Origin of the sequence: Azonexus caeni, from assembly GCF_048146105.1 — a bacterium.
Classification (GTDB): Bacteria; Pseudomonadota; Gammaproteobacteria; order Burkholderiales; family Rhodocyclaceae; genus Azonexus; species Azonexus aromaticus_B.
The window spans coordinates 75,894-91,735 of sequence record NZ_JBKJAD010000008.1 but is presented as its reverse complement, the minus strand read 5'-3'; the positions used below and the strand labels follow the sequence as shown (position 1 = coordinate 91,735).

General features: G+C 65.7%; 16 protein-coding genes. 6 read left to right on the top strand and 10 right to left on the bottom strand.

Annotated features, from left to right (window positions below):
• Window positions 1–26 precede the first annotated feature (26 nt).
• Together mfd and ACLIIZ_RS10370 are read left to right on the top strand one after the other, a co-directional pair.
• Window positions 27–3,464, top strand: coding sequence for a transcription-repair coupling factor (gene mfd / locus ACLIIZ_RS10375; RefSeq protein WP_416692029.1), 3,438 nt, complete (start codon window positions 27–29; stop codon window positions 3,462–3,464).
• Window positions 3,461–4,534 carry a 3-deoxy-7-phosphoheptulonate synthase gene (locus ACLIIZ_RS10370; RefSeq protein ID WP_416692028.1) on the top strand — a complete coding sequence of 358 codons (1,074 nt, stop codon included), beginning with the start codon at window positions 3,461–3,463 and terminating at the stop codon, window positions 4,532–4,534. Before mfd ends, ACLIIZ_RS10370 begins: the two co-directional genes overlap by 4 nt.
• A 58-nt stretch (window positions 4,535–4,592) precedes the next feature.
• Here ACLIIZ_RS10370 and ACLIIZ_RS10365 read toward each other — a convergent pair whose 3' ends face one another.
• Window positions 4,593–5,426, bottom strand: coding sequence for an alpha/beta fold hydrolase (locus tag ACLIIZ_RS10365; protein ID WP_416692027.1), 834 nt, complete (start codon window positions 5,424–5,426; stop codon window positions 4,593–4,595).
• A 79-nt stretch (window positions 5,427–5,505) separates the two neighbouring features.
• On the opposite strand from ACLIIZ_RS10365, the gene ACLIIZ_RS10360 reads away from it, so the two are divergent.
• A complete protein-coding gene (locus tag ACLIIZ_RS10360; RefSeq protein WP_416692026.1) occupies window positions 5,506–6,450 on the top strand; it encodes an MBL fold metallo-hydrolase in 945 nt (314 codons plus the stop codon).
• Between the two features lie 14 nt (window positions 6,451–6,464).
• Here the strand turns inward: ACLIIZ_RS10360 and ACLIIZ_RS10355 are convergent, their stop codons facing one another.
• The gene (locus ACLIIZ_RS10355) at window positions 6,465–6,875 is read right to left on the bottom strand and encodes a type II toxin-antitoxin system VapC family toxin (RefSeq protein ID WP_416692025.1); all 411 of its coding nucleotides are present in this window, start codon (window positions 6,873–6,875) and stop codon (window positions 6,465–6,467) included.
• A complete protein-coding gene (locus ACLIIZ_RS10350) occupies window positions 6,872–7,129 on the bottom strand; it encodes a type II toxin-antitoxin system Phd/YefM family antitoxin (protein ID WP_416692057.1) in 258 nt (85 codons plus the stop codon). Before ACLIIZ_RS10350 ends, ACLIIZ_RS10355 begins: the two co-directional genes overlap by 4 nt.
• A 101-nt stretch (window positions 7,130–7,230) precedes the next feature.
• Between ACLIIZ_RS10350 and ACLIIZ_RS10345 the strand changes: the two genes are divergently transcribed.
• On the top strand, window positions 7,231–7,758 hold the full coding sequence (locus tag ACLIIZ_RS10345) for an RBBP9/YdeN family alpha/beta hydrolase (RefSeq protein WP_416692024.1): 528 nt from the start codon (window positions 7,231–7,233) through the stop codon (window positions 7,756–7,758).
• Between the two features lie 66 nt (window positions 7,759–7,824).
• Window positions 7,825–8,667 carry a phosphoserine phosphatase SerB gene (gene serB, locus ACLIIZ_RS10340; protein WP_416692023.1) on the top strand — a complete coding sequence of 281 codons (843 nt, stop codon included), beginning with the start codon at window positions 7,825–7,827 and terminating at the stop codon, window positions 8,665–8,667.
• Here the strand turns inward: serB and ACLIIZ_RS10335 are convergent.
• The 4 genes from ACLIIZ_RS10335 to ACLIIZ_RS10320 are packed head-to-tail and all read right to left on the bottom strand — an operon-like array spanning window position 8,648 to window position 10,665.
• The gene (locus ACLIIZ_RS10335) at window positions 8,648–9,895 is read right to left on the bottom strand and encodes a threonine/serine exporter family protein (protein WP_416692022.1); all 1,248 of its coding nucleotides are present in this window, start codon (window positions 9,893–9,895) and stop codon (window positions 8,648–8,650) included. The genes serB and ACLIIZ_RS10335 overlap by 20 nt on opposite strands.
• Window positions 9,882–10,154 (bottom strand): hypothetical protein, encoded by a 273-nt coding sequence (locus tag ACLIIZ_RS10330; protein WP_416692021.1) that lies wholly within the window; start codon window positions 10,152–10,154, stop codon window positions 9,882–9,884. The genes ACLIIZ_RS10335 and ACLIIZ_RS10330 overlap by 14 nt, the downstream gene beginning before the upstream one ends.
• Window positions 10,155–10,156: 2 nt before the next feature.
• Window positions 10,157–10,354 carry a hypothetical protein gene (locus ACLIIZ_RS10325; RefSeq protein ID WP_416692020.1) on the bottom strand — a complete coding sequence of 66 codons (198 nt, stop codon included), beginning with the start codon at window positions 10,352–10,354 and terminating at the stop codon, window positions 10,157–10,159.
• The gene (locus ACLIIZ_RS10320) at window positions 10,351–10,665 is read right to left on the bottom strand and encodes a YkgJ family cysteine cluster protein (RefSeq protein WP_416692019.1); all 315 of its coding nucleotides are present in this window, start codon (window positions 10,663–10,665) and stop codon (window positions 10,351–10,353) included. Before ACLIIZ_RS10320 ends, ACLIIZ_RS10325 begins: the two co-directional genes overlap by 4 nt.
• 192 nt (window positions 10,666–10,857) lie before the next feature.
• On the opposite strand from ACLIIZ_RS10320, the gene ACLIIZ_RS10315 reads away from it, so the two are divergent.
• Window positions 10,858–13,419, top strand: coding sequence for a chemotaxis protein CheW (locus ACLIIZ_RS10315; protein ID WP_416692018.1), 2,562 nt, complete (start codon window positions 10,858–10,860; stop codon window positions 13,417–13,419).
• Here the strand turns inward: ACLIIZ_RS10315 and iscX are convergent, their stop codons facing one another.
• The 3 genes from iscX to hscA are packed head-to-tail and all read right to left on the bottom strand — an operon-like array spanning window position 13,420 to window position 15,832.
• Window positions 13,420–13,614 (bottom strand): Fe-S cluster assembly protein IscX, encoded by a 195-nt coding sequence (iscX, locus tag ACLIIZ_RS10310; RefSeq protein WP_416692017.1) that lies wholly within the window; start codon window positions 13,612–13,614, stop codon window positions 13,420–13,422.
• Window positions 13,611–13,955, bottom strand: a complete 345-nt coding sequence (gene fdx / locus ACLIIZ_RS10305) for an ISC system 2Fe-2S type ferredoxin (RefSeq protein ID WP_416692016.1) — start codon at window positions 13,953–13,955, stop codon at window positions 13,611–13,613. The genes iscX and fdx overlap by 4 nt, the downstream gene beginning before the upstream one ends.
• Window positions 13,952–15,832 (bottom strand): Fe-S protein assembly chaperone HscA, encoded by a 1,881-nt coding sequence (hscA, locus tag ACLIIZ_RS10300; RefSeq protein WP_416692015.1) that lies wholly within the window; start codon window positions 15,830–15,832, stop codon window positions 13,952–13,954. The genes fdx and hscA overlap by 4 nt, the downstream gene beginning before the upstream one ends.
• Between the last annotated feature and the right edge of the window lie 10 nt (window positions 15,833–15,842).

The following is a 15,842-nucleotide window of genomic DNA, read 5'->3' as shown; positions in this document are numbered from 1 at the left end:
CAGCCCCGTCGTTTGACCCTGCCGCCGTGTCCGCTGCCCCATCCCTGATTCAACTTCCCGCCCTGCCCAGACCCGGGCAGCGCGTCGATCTCGAAGCGCTCGCCGGTTCGGCCGATGCACTGACGCTAGCTGAACTGGCCGCCGCCAATCCCGGACGGACGCTGGCCGTGGTCACCGCCAGTGCCGCCGACGCGCAGCGCCTGCTCGAAGAAATCCCCTGGTTCGCACCGCAACTCAAGGTCCGCCTGCTGCCGGACTGGGAAACCCTGCCCTACGACCATTTCTCGCCGCACCAGGACCTCGTCTCCGAGCGCCTGGCAACACTGTGGGCGGCATTGCAGGGCGAGGTGCAGATCCTGCTGGTGCCGGCGGCGACCGCGGTCAACCGGCTGGCGCCGCCGGAATTCATGGCTGCCTACACCTTTGAATTCAGGAAGGGCCAAACGCTCGACGTCGAGAAATTCCGCGCCCAGGTCACCCTGGCCGGTTACGCCAACGTCACTCAGGTCGTCTCGCCCGGCGAATACTCGATCCGCGGCGGCCTGATCGACCTCTTCCCGATGGGCTCGCAACTGCCCTACCGGCTCGACCTGTTCGACGACGAGGTCGAGAGCATCAAGACCTTCGATGTCGACACCCAGCGCACCGTCTACCCGGTGCCGGAAGTCCGCCTGCTGCCGGCGCGCGAGTTCCCGTTGGACGACAAAGGGCGCACCCATTTCCGCCAGGCCTTCCGCGAGCGTTTCGAGGGCGACCCGGCCAAGTCGGGCATCTACAAGGACATCTCGACCGGCATCGCCAGCGCCGGCATCGAGTACTACCTGCCGCTGTTCTTCGACGAGACGGCGACGCTGTTCGACTACCTGCCCAAGGACGCGATCTTCGTCACCCACGGCGACGCGCCGGCCGCCATCGCCGCCTTCTGGAACGACACCCGCTCGCGCTACAACCTGCTGCAGGGCGACAAGGCGCGGCCGCTGCTGGCACCGGAAGAACTGTTCCTCACCGACGAAGCCTTCTTCACCGCCGCCAAGGCATACGGCCGGCTGGCGCTCGACGCGAAGAACACCGCCACCGGCAAGCTGCCCAACGTCGCCGTCGACCGCCGCAGCGACGATCCGCTCGGCGCATTGAAGAACCATCTCGCCAGCTATCCCGGGCGCGTGCTGCTGCTCGCCGAGACCGCCGGCCGCCGCGAGACGCTGGCCGCGATGTTCGCCGAACACGGTCTCAGGCCCGCTGCCTGCGCCGACTTTGCCGCCTTCGCCAGCGGCAGCGAACGCCTGGCGCTGACCGTCAGCCCGCTGCAGCAAGGCTTTGCCCTCGACCGCGTCGCCTTCATCAGCGAAACCGAGCTGTTCGCCGGCAGCCCGCGCCGCACCCGGCGCGAAGCGGCGCGCAAGGCGAGCTTCGACAACTGGCTGAAGGACCTGACCGAGCTCAAGGTCGGCGACCCGGTGGTGCACGAAAGCCACGGCATCGGCCGCTATCGCGGCCTGGTACGGATGGATCTCGGCCTCGGCGAGCAGGAATTCCTCGAACTGCACTACGCCAACGACGCCAAGCTCTTCGTGCCGGTGGCGCAACTGCACGTGATTTCGCGCTATTCCGGCGCCGAGCCGGACGCCGCACCGCTGCACACGCTCGGTTCCGGCCAGTGGGAAAAAGCCAAGCGCAAGGCCGCCGAACAGGCGCGCGATACCGCCGCCGAACTGCTCGCGCTCTACGCCGCGCGCGCCGCCCGTCAGGGCCACGCCTTCGATTTTTCGGAAAACGACTACGAGGCTTTCGCCGACGGCTTCGGCTTCGAGGAAACCGCCGACCAGGCGCAGGCCATCGCCGCGGTCATTGCCGACATGAAGTCGGGCAAGCCGATGGACCGGCTGGTCTGCGGCGACGTCGGCTTCGGCAAGACCGAGGTCGCCTTGCGCGCCGCCTTCTGCGCGGTGGCCGGCGGCAAGCAGGTGGCCGTGCTCTGCCCGACCACGCTGCTCTGCGAACAGCACTACCAGACCTTCGTCGACCGCTTCGCCGACTGGCCGGTGAAAGTCGCTGAAATTTCCCGCTTCAAGACTGCCAAGGAAACGACGCAGGCGCTGCAGGAACTGGCCGAAGGCGAGATCGACATCATCATCGGCACGCACAAGCTGATCAGCAAGGACGTCAAGTTCAACCGTCTCGGCCTGGTCATCATCGACGAGGAACACCGCTTCGGCGTGCGCCAGAAGGAAACACTGAAAGCGATGCGCGCCGAGGTCGACGTCCTGACCCTGACCGCGACGCCGATCCCGCGCACGCTGGCGCTGTCGATGGAAGGCTTGCGCGACTTCTCGGTGATCGCCACCGCACCGCAAAAACGCCTGGCGATCAAGACCTTCGTCAGCAAATTTTCCGACGGCATCATCCGCGAAGCGGTGCTGCGCGAACTGAAGCGCGGCGGCCAGGTGTACTTCCTGCACAACGAGGTCGACACCATCGAGAACATGCGTGAGAAGCTCGAAAAACTGGTGCCGGAAGCGCGCATCGTCATCGGCCACGGCCAGATGAACGAGCGCGAGCTGGAAAAGGTGATGCGCGACTTCACCGGCCAGCGCGCCAACCTGCTGCTGTGCACGACGATCATCGAGACCGGCATCGACAACCCGCACGCCAACACCATCCTGATCAACCGTTCCGAGAAATTCGGCCTCGCCCAGTTGCACCAGTTGCGCGGCCGGGTCGGCCGTTCGCACCACCAGGCCTACGCCTACCTGCTGGTGCAGGACGAAAAGGCGATGACCAAGCAGGCCAAGCAGCGCCTGGAAGCGATCCAGATGATGGAAGAACTCGGTTCCGGTTTCTTCCTGGCCATGCACGACCTGGAAATCCGCGGCGCCGGCGAGGTGCTCGGCGACAACCAGTCGGGCGAAATGCAGGAAGTCGGTTTCACGATGTTCAGCGAGATGCTCAACCGTGCCGTCGCCCACCTGAAACAAGGCAAGGTGCTGGAAACCGCCGACCTGACGCAACCGATCGGTGTCAGCGGCGAAATCAACCTGCGCACCCCGGCGCTGCTGCCCGACGCCTACTGCCCCGACGTGCACGAGCGGCTGACGCTGTACAAGCGCCTGGCCAACTGCGAGGCCGACGACGACATCGACGCGCTGCAGGAAGAACTGGTCGACCGCTTCGGCGAACTGCCGCTGCAGGCGCAGGCACTGGTCGCCACGCACCGGCTGCGCCTCTTGGTCAAGCCGCTGCTGGTGCAGAAGCTCGACGCCGGCAACGACCAGGTAACGATCCAGTTCGCCCCGGAATTCTCGAAGAATCCGCCTATCGAACCGATCAGGATCATCAATTTGATCCAGAAGAACCGCAGCTATAAGCTGGCCGGACAGGATAAGATTTCACTTTTGCGCCACTGCCCGGCCTTGCAGGACAAGGTTGCGGCGGTCAAGGACATGATACGCGAGCTGACCAAATGACCCAGATCCTCGAAAACATCAACGTTTCCGCCTTCGACGCGATGCCGACGCCGGCGGAAATCCACCAGAAACTGCCGCTTTCCGCCCAGGCCGAAGCCACCGTCAGTGCAGGCCGCGACCTGCTGCGCAACATCCTCGACCGCAAGGACCACCGCCTGTTCGTTGTCGTCGGCCCTTGCTCGATCCACGACCCGGTCGCCGGGATGGACTACGCCCGCCGCCTGAAGGCGCTGGCCGACGAAGTCGGCGACACGCTGCAGATCATCATGCGCGTCTATTTCGAAAAGCCGCGCACCACCGTCGGCTGGAAGGGTTACATCAACGATCCGTTCATGGACGATTCCTTCCAGGTCAACGTCGGCATGGAGAAGGCCCGCGACTTCCTGCTCCAGGTCAATGAACTCGGTCTGCCCGCCGGCACCGAGGCGCTCGACCCCTACGGCCCGCAGTACTACGGCGACCTGATCACGTGGACCGCGATCGGTGCCCGCACCACCGAATCGCAGACGCACCGGGAGATGTCGTCCGGCCTGTCCACGCCGGTCGGCTTCAAGAACGCGACCAGCGGCGACCTCACCGTGGCCACCAACGCCATCCTCTCCGCCTCGCGCCCGCATTCCTTCCTCGGTCTGAACAACGAAGGCCGCGTCGCCATCGTCCGCACCACCGGCAACCCGCACGGCCACGTCGTCCTGCGCGGCGGCGACAGCGGCCCGAACTACGACACCGTCTCGGTCGCCGTCGCCGAACAGGCGATGGTCAAGGCCAAGCTGCCGACCAACATCGTCGTCGACTGCTCGCACGCCAACAGCTCCAAGAAGCCGGAACTGCAACCGCTGGTGATGGCCGACGTGGTCAACCAGATCCGTGCCGGCAACAAGTCCATCCTTGGCGTGATGATCGAATCCAACATCGAGGCCGGCAACCAGCCGATTCCGGCCGATCTCTCGCAACTCAAGTACGGCTGCTCGGTCACCGACGGCTGCGTCGGCTGGGACACCACCGAGAAGATGCTGCGCGACGCGGCGGTCCTGCTGCGCGACGTGCTGCCGGAGCGCATCGCCGACTGATCCAACCGACAACGGCGGGCATCTGCCCGCCGACAGTCTGCCCCCGGCGAAGGAGCAATCACTCGCCGTCGATGAATTCCAGCAACTCGCGCACGAAGCGTTCGCGCTGCCACTGATGCGGCGAATGGTCGCTGCCTTCGTAGATGTTGAGGATGGCGTTGGGAATCGTGTCGGCGACATAGCGCGCCGTTTCGCCGCCGTAGAAGTTGCTCTGCCCGCCATAGACGAGCAGTGTCGGCAATGAAATCCGCGCCAGCACGTCGCGGTAGTCGGCGGCGGTCAGGCTTTGCCAGCAGTGAATCAGCGGCTCCGGATTCTGGCCGCGCAAGGCCTGGCGCAGGCGCTCCCAGCCGCTGGCGTTTTCCTCGTATTTCTGTCGGGCGCGCTGGTTGAGGCCGAGCGCGGTCAGTTTCAGGACGCCTTCGGCAAAATCCTCGCGTAGCCAGTCGATCAGCTGCCGGTTGCGGTCGGCGCCAAAATTGCCATAGATGCCATGGCCCCAGTCGTCGTCGGTGAGCAGCCTGGGCGATTGGTCGATCAGGCACAGCTTGCCCAGGCCGTGCGTACCGTGGTCGCGCAGGTATTGCCACAGCGTCAGCGCGCCCATCGAATGGCCGACCGCCGTCGCATTCACGATCTTGTAGCGGTCGATCAGGTTCTTCAGGTCGCGGGCCATTCGCTCGACCGTCGCCGAACCGGGATGGGCCAGCGCATGCCCGCCGTGACCGCGGGCGTCCCAGCGATAAACCCGGTGCCGGGCAGCGAGCGAAGCGAGGAACGGCGTCCATTCCTGGTGGCTCGACGTCCAGCCGTGCAGCAGGATCAGCGGCGAGCCTGCGCCGGAGACATGAAGGTGAATGGTTTCGCCGTCGTCAGCGGGGAAATGCGTCATCGGTGTGGGCGCGGAAATTCGAAGGCCCGCCAGTATAATCGGGGCCCCCAAATACTAAAAAAGCCAACGAGGAGAACCCATGTTTGACTGGCGCGATTACAAGAACGGCATTTACGCTTTCGATGCGGGCTATGTGCGGCCGATCCTGGCGGCGATTCACCTGCTGGTCGACGACGGGCGGGTCGCCCTGATCGATACCGGGAGCAACGATTCGCTGCCCAACGTCCTGGCAGCGCTCGAAAAACTCGGCCTGGGCCGCGACGCCGTCGATTACATCATCCTGACCCACATCCACCTCGACCATGCCGGCGGCGCCGGAACGCTCATGCGCGAACTGCCGAACGCCAGACTGGTGGTGCATCCGCGCGGTTCCCGCCATATGGCCGAGCCGTCCAAACTGGTCGCCGGCGTCACCGCCGTCTATGGGCAGGATTATGTCGATCAGGTCTATGGTGAAATCCTGCCGATCGCGGCCGAACGGATCATCGACGCCCACGAAGGGCTGACCTTGCAACTCGGCGGCCGGGAACTGCTCTGCATCGACACGCCGGGCCACGCCAAGCATCACATCTGCGTCGTCGACCGCAAGAGCGGCGGCATTTTCACCGGCGACATGTTCGGCCTGTCGTACCGCGAATTCGACGTCGACGGCCGTCAGTTCATCCTGCCGACCACCTCGCCGACGCAGTTCGACCCCGTCGAGATGCATGCCTCGATCGACCGCCTGATGAGCTTTGCCCCAACGGCGATGTACCTGACCCACTATGCTCAGGTGCACGATGTGGTAACGCAGGCCGTGGCCTTGCGCCAGCGCCTCGACAGCCACGTGGCGATTGCCGAAGCTCACGCCAATGCTGGCGCCGAGCGACACGCGAAGATCAAGCAGGGCATCACCGACGCGCTGCTGACCGACCTGCGGACGCACGGCTGCACCTTGCCCGAAGCCGAAATCCTCGACGTCCTGGCGACCGACCTCGAACTGAACGCGCAGGGGCTGGCTTACTGGCTGGATCATCGGCAGTAACGTCGAAGCAACAACTAGGCAAAGGGGTTGAACACCTCAACGCCAAAGACATTGAAATCCACGACATTTCTTGTCGCCACCGTCAGCCCGTGTACTTTCGCCGTCGCGGCGATCATTCCGTCTTCGTAAAGCGTATCGGACTTTCCGTGCATCAATTTAGCCCAGGCCCTGAATACCGTCGCATCCATCGGCAGGACGTTGTAGGCCCCCGCCACCAGTTCCAGCCAGGCCTCGATTTCCTTGGCCTTGTCCGGGTCTTGTTCCCGCGTTATCTCGATGCCGGCCTGGATCTCGCCCAAAGTCACGGCGGACAGGTGGAGCTGGGCGTCGTCCAGCGATTCCAGCCAGGCAAGCACGCCGCCATGCGGGCGCGGCCTGCGCAGTTCGGAAACCACGTTCGTGTCCAGCAGGTAGATGGTCGTCACGGCATTTGCTCGACAGTGCGGCGCTTTGCCAGCCCGCGCGCCGGGACGATCAGGTCAACGCGAGCCTGCTCGGAGAGCAGCAATTGTTTCAGGGAGGGACGTGCCGCCGTCTGCAGACGCCGCCATTCCTGGACGGGCACCAGCACTGCCGTTTCGGCGCCTCTTCGCGTTACCATCTGGGGGCCTTCCTGCAGGCAGGCATCCAGAAACTCGCTGAAGCGCGCTTTCGCATCCTGAACTGGCCATGTATGCATAGTAACCTCGCTAAAACTAGTCATCTGCCTAGTCTGCAGGCATCGACAACGACTGTCAAACCGATTTCAAAGCACCATTACCCAAGCAAGCCTTAATCCCCATGCCCACCCTCCTCATCTTCCCCGGCATCGGCAATTCCGGCCCGGAGCACTGGCAGTCGCGCTGGGAGCGCGCCAACCCGGATTTCGTGCGCATCGCGCAGCGCGAGTGGGACAATCCGGTCTGTGCGGAATGGACTGCCGTGCTGGAAAGCACCGTGCAGCGGCTCGGGCCGTCGGTGGTCATCGTCGCTCATAGCCTGGCCTGTCTGGCTGTGGCGCACTGGGCGGCGCGGCCGCATTCGCCGGTCCGGGCGGCGTTGCTGGTGGCGGTGCCCGATCCCGACGGCGCGGCTTTTCCGGTCGAGGCAAGCGGCTTCTCGCCGCTGCCCATGCAGCCGTTTTCCTTTCCCAGCATCGTCGTGTCCAGCAGCGACGATCCCTACGGTTCGTCCGAGCACGCGGCGGCTTGCGCTGCGGCGTGGGGCAGTCGCCTGGTCGAAATCGGCGCCGCCGGTCACATCAACGCCAGCAGCAATCTCGGCGACTGGCCGGAGGGCCTCGCCTTGTTGCAGCAGCTTTGCGTCTGAACGATGATGTCGGGCGAAACGTCTCACCAGAAAACAACAGAATCAATGATTTCCCAAGTCCCCTCCATGAACCTGATCATCCAGGGCGGCGCGCTGCCCACTTTCCTGCTCGACCGCATTCTGAGCGCCACCGGCGCAACGGCTGTCGAGCCCTTGCCACCGCGCGTGGTGCGCCTGCGCGAGGCGCGACGGACGGCCGAGTTCGACTCGCTGATTCCGCTGATCGAAGCGGAAAAACTCGACTGGGCCTTCGTCGAGGCCGGACGCAAGTTGTCCGATTTCGGGCTGATCTGCTTCGACATGGATTCGACCTTGATCACCATCGAGTGCATCGACGAGCTGGCCGATTTCGCCGGCAAGAAGCGCGAGGTGTCGGAAGTGACCGAGGCGGCGATGCGCGGCGAGATCGATTACCGCGAGAGCCTGCGCCGCCGCCTGGCGCTGATGGGCGGGCTCGATGCCCGCGTGCTGGCGCGCGTTTTCGGCGAGCGCCTGCTGCTTTCCGACGGCGCCCGCGAACTGCTCGAAGGCATGCAGAACGCCGGCCTGCGCACCGCCATCCTGTCCGGCGGCTTCACCTACTTCACCGAGCGGCTGCGCATCGAACTGGGTTTCGACTTCGCCACCTCGAACGAGCTGGAGATTGCCGGCGGCAAGCTGACCGGCCGGGTCGTCGGCGACATCGTCGATGCCGCTGCCAAGGCCTACCATCTCGGTCGCCTGCGCGACGAACTGGGGCTGCGCAAGGATCAGGTGATCGCCGTCGGCGACGGCGCCAACGATCTGCTGATGATGGCCGAATCCGGCCTCTCGGTGGCTTTCCATGCCAAGCCGGCAACCCGCGCCAAGGCCGACGTGGCGATCAATTTCGGCGGGCTGGACGCGCTGCTCAACCTGTTCGAGCGCTGACCTCGCGCTTGCGCTGCAACAGCGGCGGCGCCAGATTGTCGGCGAGCAGCAGGCCGACCGCCAGCACGGCGCCGGTGAGCAGCATTTCGGTGAGCAGGGAAATGCCGGTCGCGCTGTCCTGCGCCATCAGCGCATGCAGGCCGCGAAACCCCATGCTGCCGGGTACCAGGGTGATCAGTCCGGGGCTCTGGACGAGCATCGACGGCCGGCCGCTCAGCGCGTGGTAGAGGTGGCCGCCGACGCCGAGCGCGAAAGCGCCGCAAAAGGCGCCGACGACATTGCCCATCGCCGCACCGGCCAGCGAATACGCCGCCCAGGCGAGCAGACAACCGCCGGCCGAGACAAGCACCGCCGACCATGGCGCCTGCAGCACCGCCAGCAGCGAAACGCCGAGCACGGCAACGACCGGCCAGATGGCCCAACCCGGTAACGGCGTGACAACGCCTTGCGCCGCCACCGGGTAGAGCGTCTGGGCGATCTGCGTGCCGATCGCCAGCCCGGCGCCCATCAGGAAAAGCTGCAGGAAGGCGCCGGTCAGGCGGCCGCTGCCGGCCAGGTAGTTCTGCGTCGCCAGCTCCGACATGGCGACGGTGAGCATGAAGCCGGGCAACATGAAAACGACGCCGGCGACCGCCGAGACGAAAGGATTCTGCTGCGGGAAAAACCAGGCCAGCGCCTGCGCCAGCAACGCCGCCAGCGTGCACAAGATGACCGGCACGGCCGGGCCGAGCCGGGGAAAACGCGCACAGGCGAGGATGCCGGCGACAAAGGCGGCACCGACCGCGCCGCCGCACAGCATTTCCATCCAGCCGCCGCGCAGCAGCAGCGCGACGCTGGCCGAAAGCAGGCTGCCGAGAATGACGAAAGGCAAGCCGGACCACGGCACAGGCAGCGCCATGGTCGCCGCCAGGCGTTGTTCGTAGTCGGCAAGCCGGGCGCTGCCGTCGATTTCGGCGCACAGCGCTTCCAGCTCGATGAGGCGCGCCATGTTGTAGTCGTAGGGCGGCAGGCGCAGCAGCTCGACCCGCCGCTGGCCGTCTTTATCGACCAGCGTCAGGGCCAGGAAGGTGAGCACGGCGAAGCCTTCGACCTGGACGCCCAACCGGACACCGACCGCTTTCAGGCGTCGTTCCAGTTCCTGCGCCGGCGCACCGCTGACATGCAGCGCCCGGCCAAGATCGCGCAGGAAGAGGCCGAGCCGGGCGAGATCGCTGTCAGTCGTCGCCATCGGCGGTTTTCCGGCGCGCCAGTTGGCGGGCGAAGGCCTCGTCGCTCTTGGTCACGCGGCGCACCGGTTGGGGGCCGGTGGCATCGACCAGGCGGACGAAGTCGTCGAGCGGCAGGGCGTCCGAAACGTCGCTGTCCTTGCCGTCGATGCGCTCGCGCAGACGGAACAGGCCGTTGCCGGTCATCACCAGCAGGTAATGCCGACCTTCGCTGCGCTGGTTGAGGCGGGCGACGGCGGCGGTGGCGCGGGTCGAGCGCATGGTCAGCGATACTTCCGGTAGACGGCCCGGGCGTCGAGATGCGCGCGGTCAAGCGTGCAGATTGCGGGGTTGTCGTCGTGGCCGCTGAAGAAATCGTCGGCCTGGGCGCGCATCACCATCTTGATCGCTGCCTGGTCGGCAACGTCGTATTTTTCGGTGATCAAGGTGGTCACCTCGTCGAGGTGTTCTTCGTAGGTCATGATGGCTCCCGGATGGCTTGCGGGGTGTAGTAGCGGGCGCGCACGGCGAGGCAGTCGCTGTCGCCCATCGCGAAGTCGCGGCAGATGTCGGGCCGGCCGGCGTAGATGGTGCAGCGCATGCTGTCGCGGTCGAGCGCCGCGCACCAGCCGTCGTCCAGACGGCGCATCACCTGCCCGCCCCAGTGATCGTCGGCGGTCAGGCGAGGCGGGATGTCGCGGTCGCAGATCAGCATGACCTCAAGCTGACAACAGCAGGCGTCGCAGTGCTGACAGGTGATTTCGGGAGATTCCCGGCTAGGCGAAGGACTCATGGGCGGCATTGTCCCACGACAGCGCCGCCTCGGCGCGACGAGAAGAGGACGGATGCACCAAGCCGGTGCCGAGAAAAGATAATTCCCTTTTCCTGTGCTGAATTCCCCCGCAAAACTCAGCCGGACAAGTCTTTATGACAGGCATGTCGCTTGCTTGTTCAGGCTTGTCTCAGGAATCACCAGGAGCTTGGCGTGGCAAAGTACAAGGGAATCGAGGTCGAAGACGCGGTACGGCCGCTGTTGCCGCACATGCCGCTGATCGAGGAATACCGGGAAATGCTGCAGTCGCTGCAGGCCATCTGGGACAACCTCAACCTGCTCGGCCAGTTGTCCGGGACGACGGCGGAAATCGGCCAGACCCGCGAGGCCTTCGCCAGCCTGACCGGCGAACTGCTCAACAACCTCGCCGAGCAGACGCTGGCCAAGCGCGAACAGGAGATGAAGGCGCGCTCGCAGGTGGTGATCGACATCCTGATCCGCAACCTGTTCGAACGCACCGCCGACATCGGCTTTCTCGCCACCGACGGGGCGATCCGCCAATTCGCCGCCAGCCCGGACGATCCCTGGGCGCTGCAGCAGCGCTTCCGCGAATACGTGCGCAAGTACTCGGTCTACGACGACATCGTCCTGCTCGACCGGAACGGCCGCATTCTCGTCCGTCTCGCCGAGGACGACCGGATCGCCGCCATCCGCGACGCCTGGGTGCGCGAAGCGGCGGGCACCACGGCGGCCTACGTCGAAAGCTACGCCCATTCGGAACTTTTCCCGGAACGCGAACGTTCGCTGATCTACGCCTACCGGATCCGCTCGGAGTTCGGCGAAACGCTCGGCGTGCTCGCCCTCTGCTTCCGTTTCGGCGACGAAATGCAGCGCATCTTCCACGGCCTGACGGTACACGACGACCCGGCCGTGATGACGCTGCTCGACGCCGACGGCTGCGTCATCGCCAGCAGCGACCGCTGGCAGGTGCCGGTCGGCGCCGAACTGCGCGTCGCTTCCGGGCAAATGCAGCGCGTCCGTTTTGCCGGCCGCGCCTACCTCGCCTTCGCCAGCGATACCAAGGGCTACCAGGGCTACATGGGCCCCGGCTGGCGCGGGCTGGTGATGATGCCGGTCGACCAGGCCTTCGACATCCAGGACGACGACGGTCTGGACATCGGCGACCCGGCACTGCTCGCTTCGGTGATGTCGGGTGGCCGCGCCTTTTCCGAACCGCTGCGGGCGATTCCGCGCAAGGCCGAGGCCATCCAGCGCGATTTGAGCCGCGCCGTCTGGAACGGCACGGTGCGCCACGGCGTTGCCACGTCGGCGGTGGTCAACAGCGCCTTCTCGAAGATCCTGCTGCGCGAGATCAGCCGCATCGGCATGAACATGCGCGAGGTTTTCTCGCGCTCGATCGGCAAGCTGCAATCGACCGTCCTTTCCTCGCTGCTCGCCGACAGCCAGTTCTTCGCCGGACTGGCCATCGACATCATGGACCGCAACCTCTACGAGCGGGCCAACGACTGCCGCTGGTGGGCGCTCGACGACCGCATCCGCGCCCTGCTCGCCAATCCGTCAGCCAAGGCACGGCGCGAGGGACTGGAACAGGTGATCCGCTACATCAACAGCCTGTACACGGTCTACGACAACCTGCTGGTCTTCGATACCAACGGCGTTGTCGTCGCCGTCTCCAACCCGGCCTACAGTGCCCTCGTCGGCAAAACGCTGGAGGCCGCCTGGGTTGGCGAATGCCTGGCCCTGCACGACAGCCAGTCCTATGCCGTATCGCCCTTCGCGGCCAGCGCGCTGTACGGCGGCAAACCGACCTACACCTATCTCGCCGCCGTGCGGGCGCCCGGCGACGAACGCGTGGTCGGCGGCATTGCCATCGTCTTCGACGGCGCGCCACAGTTCGCCAACATGCTGCGCGACGCCCTGCCGCGCGAGGCCTCCGGGGAAGCGGTGGCGGGCAGCGTGGCGCTGTTCGTCGACGAAGCCGGCCAGGTGATTGCCAGCAGCGACGACAGCTACCGCGTCGGCCAGACGGTCAGCCTGCCGGCCGAACTGATCAAACCCGAGGCCGCCGGCTGTGCCCGGCTGATCGCTCTCGACGGCCAGGTAACCGCCGTCGGCGCCTGGCCGTCGGCCGGCTACCGGGAGTTCAAGGGCGCCGACGACGCCTACCGCAACGCGGTCACCGCCCTCGTCTTCATCCCGCTCGGCGCCTACGACCCGCAGGCGCGCAGCATGGCCGTGGAAGGCGAAGTGGCGATGCGCCGCACCAGCCAGCCGACCGATGGCGAGATTCGCGAGATCGCCACCTTCCACCTCGCCGGCCACTGGCTGGGACTGCCGGTAACGGCGGTGATCGAGGCGGTTGACCTGGTCGGCGTCGCTTGTCTGGCCAATGCGCCAAAGCAGGTCTATGGTGCCCTGATCTACCGCAACGAAACGCTGCCGATCTACAACCTGCATGCCGCACTCGGCCTGCCCGACGACGAGCAGCCGGGCGTCCGCCGTCAGGTGGTGGTGGTGCGCGGCGAATCGGGCGGCAATTTCGGCATTCTGGTCGACCGCCTGGGCGAAATCCTCGAAGTGCCGACCTGCGACATCAACGACCTCGCCAACATCTACGTCGGCGTGGCCTCGGTGCTGGCTTCGGTGGTGACGACGCACGGCGGCGGCGCGCAGCCGATGCTGGTCCTGCTCTCCGAGGAAACGATGCGCGAACAGTTGCGCGGCTGCCCGTTGCCGGCGCCGCAGTCGGCCTGATCAGGCGACTTCGTCGATCCAGGCCTGCTGTATGGCTTCGAGGATCTTCTCGCCGCAACGGTTGGGATCGTCGTCGAAGCCGGGCAGCGCCAGCACCCAGTTGCGCAAGTCGACGAAATTGACCTTGAGCGGGTCGGTGTCCGGCTGGCTGTCGGCGAGTTCGATGGCGATGTCGTTGATGTCGGTCCACTTCATTTGCGGTGCCCCTCCTTCGCCATGTTGATGCTGTACTTCGGAATCTCGACCACCAGCGGCGTCTCGCCGACAACCGCCTGACAGCCCAGGCGAGAACAGGGTTCGAGCCCCCAGGCCTTGTCCAGCAGGTCTTCCTCGATTTCGCTGGCTTCCTCCAGCGAGGCGAAACCCTCGCGGACGATGACGTGACAGGTGGTGCAGGCGCAGGACATCTCGCAGGCGTGATCGAGTTCGATGTCGTTGGCCAGCAGGTTCTCGCAGATCGACTTGCCGGACTCGGCCTCGATGACGGCGCCGTCCGGGCACAACTCGACGTGCGGCAGCACGATGATTTGCGTCATTCTTCCTCTCCCGTGCTGATTTCCTCGACCTTGCGGCCGGACAGCACTTTCTTGATGCTTTGATCCATGCGACGGTGGGCGAATTCCTGGGTCTCGAAGCCGAGGTCGTCCATCGCGATGTTGATGATCCGCCGATTGTCGCCGGCCGCCGCTTCCTGCAGCTTGGCGATGGCGTTGCGAATCTTGGTCGCTTCCGCTTCGTTCAGCAGATGCGCGTCCTCGGCCAGCGCCGCCGCGGTCGCCTCGATCATCCGCTTTGCCTCGACCTGCGCCTCGCGCAGGGCGCGGGCCATCGCGTCGTCCTTGGCGTGGGCCAGCGAATCCTGCAGCATGCCGGCGATCTCGTCGTCGGACAGGCCGTAGGACGGCTTCACCGTGATGCTCGATTCGACGCCGGTCGTCTGCTCGCGGGCGGTGACCGACAACAGGCCGTCGGCATCGACCAGGAAGGTGACGCGGATGCGTGCCGCGCCGGCCACCATCGGCGGAATGCCGCGCAGTTCGAAACGGGCCAGCGAGCGGCAGTCGGCGATCATCTCGCGCTCGCCCTGGACGACGTGGATCGCCATCGCCGTCTGGCCGTCCTTGAAGGTGGTGAACTCCTGGGCGCGCGCGGTCGGAATCGTCGAGTTGCGCGGGATCACCTTCTCGGTCAGCCCGCCCATGGTTTCCAGGCCGAGCGACAGCGGGATGACATCGAGCAGCAGCCAGTCGTCCTTGCCGGTCTTGTTGCCGGCCAGCAGGTTGGCCTGCGTCGCGGCGCCGAGGGCGACGACCTTGTCCGGGTCGAGGTTGGTCAGCGGGTCCTGACGGAAGAAATCGCCGACCGCCTTCTGGATCTGCGGCATGCGCGTCGCGCCGCCGACCATGACCACGCCCTTGACGTCTTCCACGCGCAAGCCGGCGTCGCGCAGGGCCTTCTTGACCGGCTGCAGGGTTTTCGAGACCAGGGTGCGGGTGATTTCGGCGAAGCTGGCGACGTCGAGGCGCAGGTCGATGTTCTCGCCGGTGGACAGGCGCAGCGAGATCGGCGCTTCCGGGTTCTTGGTCAGGAATTCCTTGGCTTCGCGGCAGCTCATCATGAGGCGCCGCGCGTCCTCGGCGGAGAGCGGCTGCAACCTGGCCTGCTCGATCGCCCAGCAGTAGATGCGGTGGTCGAAATCGTCGCCGCCAAGCGCCGAATCGCCGCCGGTGGCCATCACCTCGAAGACGCCCTTGGTCAGCTTGAGGATGGAAATATCGAAGGTACCGCCACCCAGGTCATAGACCGCGTAAATCCCCTCCGCCGCGTTGTCGAGGCCGTAGGCGATGGCGGCGGCGGTCGGTTCGTTCAGCAGGCGCAGGACATTGAGACCGGCCAGCCGCGCCGCGTCCTTGGTCGCCTGGCGCTGGGCGTCGTCGAAATAGGCCGGGACGGTGATCACGGCCCCGACCAGTTCGCCACCGAGCGCCGTTTCGCCGCGCTCCTTCAGGACCTTGAGGATTTCCGCCGAGACCTCGACCGGGCTCTTGACGCCGGCCTGGGTCCGAACGCGGACCATGCCGGGGCCTTCGACGAAATCGTAGGGCATCGCCTCGACGTGGGCGATGTCCTTGAGGCCCCGCCCCATGAAGCGCTTGACCGAAACGATGGTGTTCTTCGGATCGAGCGCCTGGTTGCGCCGTGCTTCGTGGCCGACCTCGGTCGAACCGTCGGCGTGGTAATGAACGACCGACGGCAGCAGCGGCCGCCCCTGATCGTCATTGAGGCAGACGGCGATGCCGGAACGCACCGTGGCAACCAGCGAATTGGTGGTGCCGAGGTCGATGCCGACAGCGAGCTTGTGTTCGTGCGGGGCAGCGGATTCACCGGGTTCGGCGATCTGGAACAGGGCCATTGGTCTTTTC

Coding starts and splice junctions, on each gene's coding strand:
- ACLIIZ_RS10370 (WP_416692028.1), top strand. CDS start 3,461: ATGACCCAGATCCTCGAAAACATCAACGTTTCCGCCTTCGACGCGATG.
- ACLIIZ_RS10365 (WP_416692027.1), bottom strand. CDS start 5,426: ATGACGCATTTCCCCGCTGACGACGGCGAAACCATTCACCTTCATGTC.
- ACLIIZ_RS10360 (WP_416692026.1), top strand. CDS start 5,506: ATGTTTGACTGGCGCGATTACAAGAACGGCATTTACGCTTTCGATGCG.
- ACLIIZ_RS10350 (WP_416692057.1), bottom strand. CDS start 7,129: ATGCATACATGGCCAGTTCAGGATGCGAAAGCGCGCTTCAGCGAGTTT.
- ACLIIZ_RS10345 (WP_416692024.1), top strand. CDS start 7,231: ATGCCCACCCTCCTCATCTTCCCCGGCATCGGCAATTCCGGCCCGGAG.
- serB (WP_416692023.1), top strand. CDS start 7,825: ATGAACCTGATCATCCAGGGCGGCGCGCTGCCCACTTTCCTGCTCGAC.
- ACLIIZ_RS10335 (WP_416692022.1), bottom strand. CDS start 9,895: ATGGCGACGACTGACAGCGATCTCGCCCGGCTCGGCCTCTTCCTGCGC.
- ACLIIZ_RS10330 (WP_416692021.1), bottom strand. CDS start 10,154: ATGCGCTCGACCCGCGCCACCGCCGCCGTCGCCCGCCTCAACCAGCGC.
- ACLIIZ_RS10325 (WP_416692020.1), bottom strand. CDS start 10,354: ATGACCTACGAAGAACACCTCGACGAGGTGACCACCTTGATCACCGAA.
- ACLIIZ_RS10320 (WP_416692019.1), bottom strand. CDS start 10,665: ATGAGTCCTTCGCCTAGCCGGGAATCTCCCGAAATCACCTGTCAGCAC.
- iscX (WP_416692017.1), bottom strand. CDS start 13,614: ATGAAGTGGACCGACATCAACGACATCGCCATCGAACTCGCCGACAGC.
- fdx (WP_416692016.1), bottom strand. CDS start 13,955: ATGACGCAAATCATCGTGCTGCCGCACGTCGAGTTGTGCCCGGACGGC.
- hscA (WP_416692015.1), bottom strand. CDS start 15,832: ATGGCCCTGTTCCAGATCGCCGAACCCGGTGAATCCGCTGCCCCGCAC.